Raw genomic sequence first — 12,114 nt, 5'->3', positions numbered from 1 at the left:
TATTAAGCGCATTTAAAAATGCTCAAGAGAAAATAGATTGGCGGGTATAGTATGAACATATTCAAAGGGTTTCTAATTTCATCAATTGCAATGACAACATTCGTAGGAACAGATCTAATACTACAAAATGATAGAATTCATAATAAAGTTTACGCTGAATCTTATAATGTCACATACAAAGAAACAGATTCTAATAAAAGAGATTCACAGGAAGAACAATTAATTGTAAAGTTTAAAAATGAAATTGATTTACCTTATGAAGATGGTATTGAGAAACGAATAAAAAATGGAAATTATGATAACAATTTAAAAAAGTTATTTTCTGAAAATACAGAACTTACTTTGGATCGCCTGTTCTCATCTGTAAATCCAATAGAGATTGAAAAGTTATCATTACACTCTAAATCATTTGCTAATCAATCAGCTAACAATTTATTAAATTATTATATTGTACAAGCTCCTAATAACATTGAAATAGAATTATTACTGAAAAAATTTGAAACATCACCTCTTGTAGAAGAAGCTTATATACAAGAAAAACAAATTTTGACACCCCCTGAAATACAGTTACCAGATTTATCTGTTAATCCGTACGATGATCCTAGATTTAAAAATCAAGGATATCTTGAAGCGGCACCAAAGGGAATTAATGCCTCGCATGCTTGGAGCATTAAAGGTGGTGACGGGAAGGGTACAACTTTTGTGGATATGGAATATGGATGGTTATTGAACCATGAGGATTTAGTCAATAAAAATATAAAGCTTATGTCTGGACAAAATATAAGCCAACATAGAGCTCATGGTACTTCTGTATTAGGAATTGTTTCATCCGAAGATAATCAAATTGGAAATATTGGAATTGCACCAAAAGCAAATGTAAAAGTAATATCCCAAATTAGGGATAATGGAATTTATAATACAGCGGATGCTATTTTAAGTGCTGTACATAATTTACAAGCAGGGGATATTCTTTTATTAGAGGCACAAGCTTCGTATGATGGGTATGGGGATAAATATTTACCTGTAGAAGTACATCCAGATATTTTTGATGCGATTCGTGTTGGTACAGATAAAGGGATTATTATTATAGAAGCTGGCGCAAATGGTTCAAACGACTTAGATAATTTTAAAGATCGTAATGGAAAAAAGATCTTAAATCGAAATAGTCCAGACTTTAAGGATTCAGGTGCTATTATGGTTGGGGCGGGATCATCAACTGTTCCACATAAACGTTTATGGTTTTCAAATTATGGAAGTCGATTAGATGTATATGGATGGGGAGAAAATGTTGATACAACATCAGCAAATCCAAGTCAAAATACTACAAATTTATATACATCAACATTTAGTGGCACATCAAGTGCTTCACCAATTATTGCTGGGGCAGCAACTTCGATTCAAGGTATTGCTAAAGAACATCGAGGTTCCCCTTATACACCAGCCGAATTAAGAAATATCTTAAGTAATCCAAATACAGGAACAAAATCTCAAGATCCGTGGAATGATAGAATAGGTGTTTTACCTGATTTAAAATCTATATTAGATAACTTAGGTTTTAATCCAGATATACCGAACTCTTCTAATATTTTAGAAGGAAAGCAGTTTGCATGGTCGCTAAAAGGAATTAGCGATTTCGAGTTTGCTAAAATCAATCTCAATAAATCGACAGAAGAAGTGCAAGTTGATTTAAAGGCAGGCATACCACATCATTATTTTAATGAAACATACGCGAGTATTAAAGTACAAAATGCATCAGGGAAAGTAGTATACAATAAAGACATTTATGGAAACAAACAACAAAATGCTGAATCGCAAAAAGTTCCAGTCAAAGTAGGAGATTATATTGAGTTAACACATCTAGAAGGTGTGCATAGAGCTACTCTCACAAATGTTGATAATAGTAAACAAGAGAGCTTTGGAAAAAAAGCCATATACGAAGTTACAAAAGAAGGTCTGAAGAAAGTAGAAAAAATCCCAGAAGCAACGGTTTTAGACGGAAATCAATTTGGTTGGTCTTTAAAAGGATATAGTGATAGAGAAATTGCAAAAGTAAATTATAATAGGGTAACAGAGAAAATGCAGGTGAATTTAGAAGCAGGCGTACCACATTCTTATTTTAATAATACGTATGCAAGTATCAAAGTACAGAATTCATCCGGTAGTGTTGTGTACAATAAGGAAATAGTGGGAAATAGACAGCAAACTGCTGAAAGACAAACTGTGCCAGTCAAAGTGGGAGATTATATCGAGTTTACCCATATAGAAGGGGAAGCAGTAAAGGAAAAGACACGGGCTACACTTATTAACCTTGAGAATAGTAAACAGGAATATATAGGTAAGAAAAGAACCTATCAAATTACTTCAACAGGTTTACACAAAATAGATTAACATGAAGAACATTCAAATTATTAGTAAGATGCTAAATAGTCGTTCATTATGAACGGCTATTTGGCTTTTATTTATATAAAAGTGAAATATAATCCAATGTTTAATGATTTATCAGAAGTAAAAAGGTAGGTATTATATAAAAGAAAATGAATAATTTATGCAGAGCTTGTATATGGTATTATTATTTAACTATTCTAAAATCAATTGATAAAAACGCTGGAATGTTTTTTAGAAAACAACTGACTCCATAGGTGGAATTTGGAAGATTAATTCTATTTTGGAGTTTATTTTTATAAGGAAATTCACATACGTGGATTAGTATTAAGATTCAAAATGTAAAATATCTAAAGACCTAAGTACAAGCACACATTTTAAATAAAAAAAGTGAGAAGAATGAATAACATTCTTCTCACTTTTAGCAATTAGGGTCGGCATATACATAAATATGCGTTTGAGTGGAATTTTGGATGAAAAATCCACATGCATAGTATACCAAAATATTTAAGGCCCTTCGTATGCAATATTGCATACGAAGAGTAGGTGGATATAATAGTTAACTTATTTCTATTAAAAGTAAAATGTGTTTATATTAAAAAAGTTAAGATCCAATTGAAGCTGGTTAAGATCTTAATTCTTCATAGCTACCTAATTAATCAATTCTAGCTACTGAGTAGGAAAGAGTTAATTAATTTGAAAATGATTTGAGTAGGTAAATTCTCCGTTATACTTAATTACTGCAATATATGTCCCTTTAGTATATACATTTGTAATTGGTGTTCTCCAAATTTCTAACCCTGTAGGCGTAGTAATAAATTCTGGTTCAATTGTAATAAAGCGTTGTAAAGTGCCGTCAGGGTGAACCTTGAAAATCTTCATTTTGGCACCAAAATGCGCTCTACCAAAACGTTGAGTTAAGTAGAAAGTATCTCCTGTTATGAGGTGTTCAATATTCCAGTCGGGTTGGTATGTACTATTTTCAGCTCCCTCTAATTCATTAATGGTTTTATATCCCCAATCGTCATTAAAAGGTTCAGAATATGCGGCTTTAACTTCATTTATTGGTGAAATTATTTCAATGCTAGTCATACTTCCTAATAACAAGGTTCCAGTTAATACGATTTTACTTAATTTCATTATAACTCCTCCTACCAATATTAATCTATTTCATAATATTTCATTCTACAAAATAAATATTGATTCCTGCTGTTATATATTTTAATCGTAGTATGACCCCGGTATAGACGATTGGCCAAAAAAGTTCGTAATAAATTATTAGCATTTTATAAAGCAAAGAATAATGAAAAAATAATATATTTTTTGATTTTAATATTTAAAACTTATAATGCATATTACAATGAAGTTCTTCAATTTATTTTATTCTTCTATTTAGAATTTATGATTTAATTATCCAATAAAACAAAAGCGGCTGTAGTAAATAATTAATGAATGAAGTGATGCGGTTAAAGTGGTTAAAAGGCTTTTAAGTATAGTTATACAAAGAATAAATTCACTTAGTTAAGTTTTAGAGAATTTATTATGGTAAGGATTTCATCCGATTTAAATAATTCTAAATTAAACTTTTTATCCAATCAAAGACAAAAATCTTCTTTTAAATGAAGTATATGTTTCGTCCAGTTTATTTGGAATAACTCGTAGTCTTAACATTGCTTAATATAGAAAAATAAATTATTTTTTCATCTCCCTATAAATCAAAGGCTACGGGAAATATGGTAATAGCAATTCTCACATTATTGAGGGACTGGAAAAACAACAAAGACGTTCTCAAATGCATGTATAGATATTTATAACAAAGATTCAAAAAAGAATAGGTAATATAGCTATTGGAATAAGATTGTTTTTGTCTATCCCCTGAAAAGGAGGATGGACAAACCATACCAAAGAAACTTGCATTTCATTATCTATAGAAGTGTAATGTCATTAAAGTGAGATAGGATACAGGCTAATATTGAGAAATGTAAAGTTTGTAGAGTTTGAAACAAATTAAAGAAGTAACATAAGGGATTTACGCATATAGTAATGTCGACGGGTAATGTTAACGGAATATTCGTTTTAATTAGATAAAATAATAGTATTTTTATCTTATAATATTGTTACTACGATGGAATAAGGCTAATAATTAGTTAACTTAAAAATTAAATTCAGATAGGAAGAGGATAATGAAGACCAGAGATAATTATAAAATTATTGTGATTGGCGCTGGGACTGCAGGACTATCTTCTACTGCACATTTGTTACGAAATGTACCCCTATTGAAAGAAAGTATAGCTATTATCGATTCATCTAAAAAACATTACTTCCAACCACTATGGAGTTTAGTTGGGGGAGGAATTGTTTCAAAGGAATGTACGATGCGTGATCAAGAATCACTTATTCCAAAAGGAGCAACGTGGATTCCTAAAAGTGTTGTTAAGTTGTTTCCAGATCAAAATAAGATACTTTTAGATGATGGAATGCTACTTAAATATGAGATTCTTATTGTAGCAGCCGGTATACAAATAAATTGGGAAGGTATTAAAGGTTTAAAGGAATCTATTGGGGCTAATGGGGTCTGTAGCAATTATTCTTATAAATATGTTGAGTCTACTTGGAGAGAAATCGAAAAATTTAAAGGAGGAAAAGCGATTTTTACCCACCCCAATACTCCTATTAAATGCGGTGGCGCTCCACAAAAAATTATGTATTTAGCAGAAGAGTATTTTTGTAATAGCGGGGTAAGAAACAGAAGTGAAGTAATGTTTTATTCTGCAAACGCAAACATATTTCAGGTGCCACGTTATGCAGATACATTAGAACAAGTACTAGAAAGAAAGCAAATTATAACGAATTATAATAAAAACTTAGTTGAAATTATCGCTGAAAAGAGAGAAGCAATTTTTGAAGATACGCAAACAATGAAAAGAGAAACAGTACCATACAGTATGATACATGTTGTTCCACCAATGGGGCCACCTAACTTTATTAAAGAAAGTGAGATAAGTGATCATCATGGGTGGGTAGATATAAGTCCTTATACTTTGCAGCATGTACAATATAAGAATATTTTTGGACTTGGAGATTGTACCAATTTACCTACATCTAAAACTGGAGCGGCAATTCGAAAACAAATACCTGTCTTAAAACAAAATATTTTGGACGTACTTAATGGAAGAGACTTGCAGGCTAATTATGATGGGTATACATCCTGTCCGATTGTTACAGGATATAAAAGTCTTATACTTGCTGAATTTAACTATGAACATGAGCCTCAAGAAACGTTTCCGTTTAATCAAGCGAAAGAACGGTATAGTATGTTTTTACTTAAAAGATATATGTTGCCCTATATGTATTGGAATTTAATGTTGAAAGGGATTCTATAAGAAAAGATAGAGAGAGTTGTTGTAACAACCGAGAAGTAATTTGAACTAAGCATTTGGAGGGAATAGCTATGCTTTTAAAATATTTTTATGATGAAAAATTAGCTCATGCTTCCTATTTAGTTGGTTGTCAGAAGGAAGGCGTAGCAATTGTTATTGATCCCAGCCGCTATATAGAACAATATATAGAATTTGCTAAAAAAGAAGGGATGGAAGTAATCGCTTCGGCTGAGACTCATATTCATGCAGATTTTCTTTCTGGGTCTAGAGAACTTTCCCTTCTTTTTAATGCAAATTTATATGTATCAGATGAAGGAGATAGTGAGTGGAAATATCAATATCTTAACGAAGGCCGATACAATTTGGTTAGAGAGGGAACAGAGTTTAAGGTTGGTCATATAAAATTCAATGTCATTCATACCCCAGGGCATACGCCTGAAAGTATTTCCTTTTTAGTAACCGATACAAGTCAAAATAATTATACGAATGATAAACCGATAGGAATATTCACGGGTGATTTTATATTTGTAGGAGATATAGGTAGACCCGATTTGTTAGAAATTGCTGTTGGTATTAAAGATACCGCGAAAATAGGAGCGAAACAATTATTTGATTCTATACAAAAAATAAAAATACTCCCCGATTATTTGCAAATATGGCCATCACATGGTGCAGGAAGTGCATGTGGAAAAGCATTAGGAACAATTCCAACTTCCACATTAGGTTATGAAAAGATGTTTAATTGGGCGTTTCAGTGTAATGATGAAGATAATTTTGTATCGAATTTATTGACGGGACAGCCAGAGCCTCCAAAGTATTTTCCATTAATGAAGAATTTAAATAAGTATGGTCCACCAACTCGTAAGAAGAGAGAAATTACTGCTATTTATACAATAGAAGAACTTCAAGAAGTGATGAGGGGTGTTCAGCAAATAGTTGATATAAGGGATGTAGAGTGTTTTGCTGCTGGCCACATCGAGAAGTCAATTAACATACCTTATAACAATTCTTTCACAACTTGGTGTGGGGGGATATTAGATTATAAAAAAGAAACTTTAATAATTTTAGATGCGGAAAAGGTTAAAGTGGAGGAAGTTATTAGAGACTTTGAGTCCATTGGCTTAGATAATATTATTGCTTTTGCACCTTCAAAGGTAATTCAAAGATTCCATAGTTTAGAGATCTATAAGGAAAAAACATCAAATGAATTATATCCGTTAATAAAAGATGGAAGTGTAAAGGTTATCGATGTGCGTAGTAAAAAAGAGTGGGATGAAGGACATCTTCATGATGCAATACATATCACTTTAGGTAATCTACTTGAACGGCTAGATGATGTACCGAAAAATTGTCCAATAGTTTTACAATGTCGAACGGGGTTACGTTCCGCTATAGCAGCTAGCATTTTACAAAAAGCTGATATAAAGAAAGTATTTAATTTAAAGGGGGGATTTCTTGCGTGGAAAAAAGAAGGGCTCCCCTATACAACATGTAATCAAGAAATTTGAAATATATCAAAAGAGTCAAATGGAAAGAAAATAGAATCATTTGAAATAATCTAAGGGGATAAATAATAAAATTCAATTGCTATCAGTATGGGAGATATAAACTAAAAATGATTTATTAAAGCCGCATTAAACGATAAAATTAAGCACAAATATGCTGATGTGTATCTATTCTATCAAAGTACATAAAACTAAAACTAAGATATTCGAACGAACTCAAAAAGCCGAAACCCCTTAACTTAGGAATTTCGGCTTTGATGTTATATCATGGAGTTGCTATAGAAATGGCAGCTGGCATGTTTACTGCAACAGAGTTATAAGTTCTTAAATTCCTTAAATTAGAAACTTGTACTTGATTACCGTAGTTAAATTGTTGCCATTTTAAAAGAACTGGTTATATAAAAAAGAAAAATCTATTGGTTAGCATTTAACCGAAAGATTTTTCTTTGAGTTAGCGTCTTTTACATAATAATTATTGAGGAAGGGAAATTCCACTGAGAGATGCTATCAAATACAAGAATAGGCTAGTCTAATTTCTAATGGTCCCAGTATCTTTTATTTTGACGTGTGTCTTTACAGTTATTTTAGCCTCTGCTAACGCTTGCAACCAATTTCCTTTTAGTTTTTTCCACTCGTTATATTGAAAAGCTCTAGCATATAGGGATAATCCGATTGGATCAATTTTATTCTGCTGTATTTCATCCAAAATATCTTGTAACTTCTTATTAATTTCTTTTTGAATAGCGCTCTTTAAATTATTTATGTTTTTTTTATTATCATAATGTCCCTTAATTAAATTCGCATTGGTTTTTTCTATTAAAGCTACATTTGCATTTATATCGAGATTAAATACAAACTTTCCGTTTTGAAAATTAACATCTATCTTCCTTGTCGCATTCTGTACCAAGATAGAAGTGTTTGGTTTTTTGTTGGATTTTTTAGGAGGAAGCACAAGGTGTAGTATCATCCGGCCTTTATTTTTGGGCTTATTTATAAGATTGAAGAATTTAACATCTTTTTTAGGGATACGAGTTAAAAATTTTCCTTGTCGATCTAAAAGTGCAATTCCTATCGTGTCAATTTCATTTTGTGTTTTTTTGATAACTGGAACAGCTTGTGTCATTCCTTCTTCATTTTTTTCTCTCATTAATTGTTGAATAGTGGAAGAAACGGATTGATTATTTTGAATGGAGGATTCGATTACACTACTTATATAAGATGGTAGTGATGGTTTGTCGGGCTTATTAATTGTGAAAATTTCTTCTACAGGTCCATCAACAAGTACTACTTTAGCATTAATGGTAGCGTAAGGATCACGGTAAGAAGAATCAAGCTCCTGCATCCAATTTGCTTCTTGTGCTAATTTTTTTCCAATTAAAATAATTTCGGCTTTGGAGGCTGTCATATAACCCGTTAACTTCGTATCTATCTTACTGAATCCATTATATACAGTTGATGCCTGCGTCCAATGCTCTATAGTACTTTTTTGTTGTTTATGATGAAAGAGTGGTATGCTTGTGCCCACCTTTACGTCTCCATTAGAGTTTCTATCCAAGGCAATTAAAAGGATTAATGAAACCTTCTCAAGTGGAATTCTCTGACTACAACTAATTAAACATACACAACAGATTACAATCCATATCCATTTTCGAATCAAAGCTGTTTCCTCCTAGTAAACCAAGTAAAAAGAATGCTGTAAGCGAAAAAGAAGATTGGTAATAGAATAAAGAAAATGGTATTTAAGATATCCATAAGAGAATATATAAATAAATATTGATCCACATCGGGATTTAGAAAAACGAATAAGCCGACTATTAATAGCATAAAACCAGCCAGCGCCCAATTGCGAACGGTTTTTTGAAATAAAATGGTCACAGATTCGAAACTGAAAAATAAATACGGATATATTGTAGTGGAAAATACAATCAAATAGTAAGCAATATATATAATTTCTAATCGTTCTATGAAAGAAAAACGAACCCCTTTTAACAGATGAAATACTGGCCAAATTACGTCTTTTATCCCCTCCGGACTAAAGTATATATAAGAAAGAATAGTCACATATAGATAGAAAAACATGGTTCCAGTATTCGCTATTAGTATTCCTTTTATGGCTTTTTGTTTTTTTTGTAAGAACGGATAAATAAAATACGCAATTTCTAAGCCAGCATAAGGGGTAATGGTTTCTTTTGTTGCTTTTAAAATAGGGTATAGGCCATCTTTAAAAATAGGTAGTAGGTGTAAAGGATTGTAGTTACTCTTTAGTGAAAAAAGAAGAAAAAGTGGCATCCAAGTAGTGAAGAAGAAAACAAGCATAGAATAACTAGTAAGAGCCCTTAACCCACTCAGGGCTAAAATAATAAAAGGCAATAGTAATAATATGGCGATTTGATAAGCAGGAGTGGAAGGGAATATCCACACTTTTACAATATCAGTTGCCTTTAATAAAGTATTAAAACCAGCAAAGAATAGATAAAAGGCATATAAAAGAAGAAAAATTGTCCCAAGCCATTTACCAAAGTATGTTTTTAAGATCTGAGAGAAGCTTTTGTTAGGATTTTTTTGTAACATTAATATAATAAATATGCCAATTATAGAAGTAATTATCCATCCCGAAATGATAGAAATCCATCCGTCTGTACCAGCGGTAGTGGCAAGAGGGCTTGGCATAATTAACATTCCTGATGCTAGTTGCAGTGAATGGATGAAAACAATAAATTCAAATAAAGTTATGTTTTGGAATTTAAGATTTCCCATGCGAACCACCTTCTTTTTTCTTTCTTTGTTTCGGTTGTCCTGTACTCGAGCGGGTGGTGATCATGGAAATAGGAAATCTTACAAAAGAATCTTTTAACTCTTGGAGACGAAATGGTGCAATTGGCAGTCCATATGGTGAACCATAGGAAGTTAATGAAACAAAATGAGCAAATAAGAGCATTAATCCACTAACAATACCTACAATCCCATAAAAATAGGCCAATAACATCATTGGAAAACGAATAAGCCGAATACAACTTGATAAATCATAATTAGAAACAATAAATGATGCAATGGCGGTAATAGATACGATAATAACCATAACGTTACTCACAAGACCAGCTTGAACAGCCGCCTGCCCAATTACAATCCCTCCAACAATTCCAATTGTTTGTCCAATTGGTTGTGGTAAGCGAATACCAGCTTCACGTAGCATTTCTAGTGTGATTTCCATTATGAAAGCTTCCAATAAAGGAGAGAAAGGGACTTTAACTCTTGACGTTGCAATAGAAGTGTATAGATCTAAAGGAATGATTTCAAAATGAAAAGAGACTATAGCAATATAAATTGCAGGTAAAAAAATAGCTATAATAAATCCTGCAAATCGTAATAAGCGAAAAAATGATGCAATGAGCCAATGTATATTATAATCATCTGGAGTCTGAAAAAATCCAATTAAATTCATTGGGACAATCATCGCACCAGGAGATCTATCAATTAACACCGCTACTTTTCCATCAAGTATATGATTAGAAATGGCATCTGGGCGTTCACTTAAATAAGCCTGTGGAAAAGGAGTCCAATTTTGATCCTTTGTAAAATTAGATAGTTCTCCAATGCTCAATACCGCATCCGTTTTAATTTTACAGATTCTAGTTTCTATTTCTTGGACCACATCTTCGTTTGCTACATCCCCTAAGTAAATTAAATAGACTAAAGAAGTGGCGCGTTCTCCAATTGTCAATTTTTTAATTTTCAATTCAGTAGAAGGAATATATCGACGAATTAAGCCTATGTTTTTTGTGGCATTCTCAATAAACCCATCATGTGAGCCTTTAATAGTAACTTCTGAAATGGGTTCTTGAATCGCTCTCTCTGCCCAACCTTTTGTATTTATTAGAAGGGACCTCTTTTCTCCTTCCATAAACAGTACACATTGTCCCTCAAGTAATCCTTCTTTAATTTCATTCCACGTATATACTATTTTGGTATGAGTAGCAATAATATTAGAATTAAATATTTGACCGTCTTCATTCACTTCTTGTAATAATGGTGTAACAACATTTCCTTTTAATGCAACACCATCTGTAAGGCCTTCAAAATAATATAGTAAAATATTCGTGTTTGTTTTTAATTGCAAAGGATGTTCAATCAAATCTGCACTAATATTAAAGATGTTATCTAATGTATTTTTAAGTTCTTTTAAGTTACTTGTTTGGATTTTTTCAATGGTTTTATCTGTCTTTGTTTCTAGGGTCTTTTCATTTAAGGACAAAATTGACACCTCTTTAATATATAACGATTAGTTGTAGTTATTATTTTTATATGTTTGAATTTTATTCACTAATTTAAACGGATTAAGATCAAGAATAACTAAAATTGAAGTACTATATTATAAATTCAATAATTGAGCGTAAAAAAAGTAGATGTAATTTGTGTAGAAATCTAAGTATCAAGATAGAAGTGAAATTTGAATGATTATAATAAAAAAGAACCCTTGATAGGTTCTTTTTAATAGTTGGTAAATATGTTGTCAACAATAGATGGCGATAAAGGTAGTAATTTAGATGTCTTTATGTTACTCAGCTGAATTTTGTAGGAAGAACTATTTTTTCATACCTCAATGCTCAATAAAAAAGGACATTTCATTTATTTGGGTGTTTTAGTGTATTTGAATTTTGCACGCTAACAAATTTTGTTTAGGGACAAAATGTGAAGTTTTATTCTGAAATAACAGAAAGTTAATGCGGCAAAATTCCTATTGGTAATTTGGATAGGTATCAAATATTTCTTTGGCCTTATTTTCTTGATATGACCGTACGTTTATATGTTTCTAAGGGAAAGAAATATTTTCATTTTTATTACCATCT

Annotated in this window: 7 protein-coding genes; 3 read left to right on the top strand and 4 right to left on the bottom strand. The window is 31.7% G+C overall.

Annotated elements, in window-relative coordinates:
• Positions 1-51 precede the first annotated feature (51 nt).
• On the top strand, positions 52-2,388 hold the full coding sequence (locus tag QCI75_RS14605; RefSeq protein ID WP_353760746.1) for a putative mucin/carbohydrate-binding domain-containing protein: 2,337 nt from the start codon (positions 52-54) through the stop codon (positions 2,386-2,388).
• Between the two features lie 681 nt (positions 2,389-3,069).
• Here QCI75_RS14605 and QCI75_RS14600 read toward each other — a convergent pair.
• A complete protein-coding gene (locus tag QCI75_RS14600; protein ID WP_144506517.1) occupies positions 3,070-3,522 on the bottom strand; it encodes a DUF5065 family protein in 453 nt (150 codons plus the stop codon).
• 1,043 nt (positions 3,523-4,565) lie between these two features.
• Here QCI75_RS14600 and QCI75_RS14595 point away from each other — a divergent pair.
• Both QCI75_RS14595 and QCI75_RS14590 read left to right on the top strand, forming a co-directional pair.
• On the top strand, positions 4,566-5,765 hold the full coding sequence (locus QCI75_RS14595) for an NAD(P)/FAD-dependent oxidoreductase (protein WP_144506516.1): 1,200 nt from the start codon (positions 4,566-4,568) through the stop codon (positions 5,763-5,765).
• 68 nt (positions 5,766-5,833) lie between these two features.
• On the top strand, positions 5,834-7,270 hold the full coding sequence (locus QCI75_RS14590; RefSeq protein WP_144506515.1) for an MBL fold metallo-hydrolase: 1,437 nt from the start codon (positions 5,834-5,836) through the stop codon (positions 7,268-7,270).
• Positions 7,271-7,796: 526 nt separating this feature from the next.
• On the opposite strand, the gene QCI75_RS14585 is transcribed toward QCI75_RS14590, so the two are convergent.
• Genes QCI75_RS14585 through QCI75_RS14575 form a run of 3 tightly spaced genes read right to left on the bottom strand, consistent with a single transcriptional unit; the run spans position 7,797 to position 11,519 of the window.
• The gene (locus tag QCI75_RS14585) at positions 7,797-8,924 is read right to left on the bottom strand and encodes a Ger(x)C family spore germination protein (RefSeq protein WP_353760745.1); all 1,128 of its coding nucleotides are present in this window, start codon (positions 8,922-8,924) and stop codon (positions 7,797-7,799) included.
• The gene (locus tag QCI75_RS14580; protein ID WP_353760744.1) at positions 8,921-10,024 is read right to left on the bottom strand and encodes a GerAB/ArcD/ProY family transporter; all 1,104 of its coding nucleotides are present in this window, start codon (positions 10,022-10,024) and stop codon (positions 8,921-8,923) included. The genes QCI75_RS14585 and QCI75_RS14580 overlap by 4 nt, the downstream gene beginning before the upstream one ends.
• On the bottom strand, positions 10,011-11,519 hold the full coding sequence (locus tag QCI75_RS14575; RefSeq protein WP_353760743.1) for a spore germination protein: 1,509 nt from the start codon (positions 11,517-11,519) through the stop codon (positions 10,011-10,013). Before QCI75_RS14575 ends, QCI75_RS14580 begins: the two co-directional genes overlap by 14 nt.
• Between the last annotated feature and the right edge of the window lie 595 nt (positions 11,520-12,114).

The sequence above is a fragment of the Bacillus cereus group sp. RP43 genome, assembly GCF_040459645.1.
GTDB lineage: Bacteria > Bacillota > Bacilli > Bacillales > Bacillaceae_G > Bacillus_A > Bacillus_A mycoides_C.
Note: the sequence above shows the minus strand (reverse complement) of the source record. Positions and strands in the feature narration are given on the sequence as shown.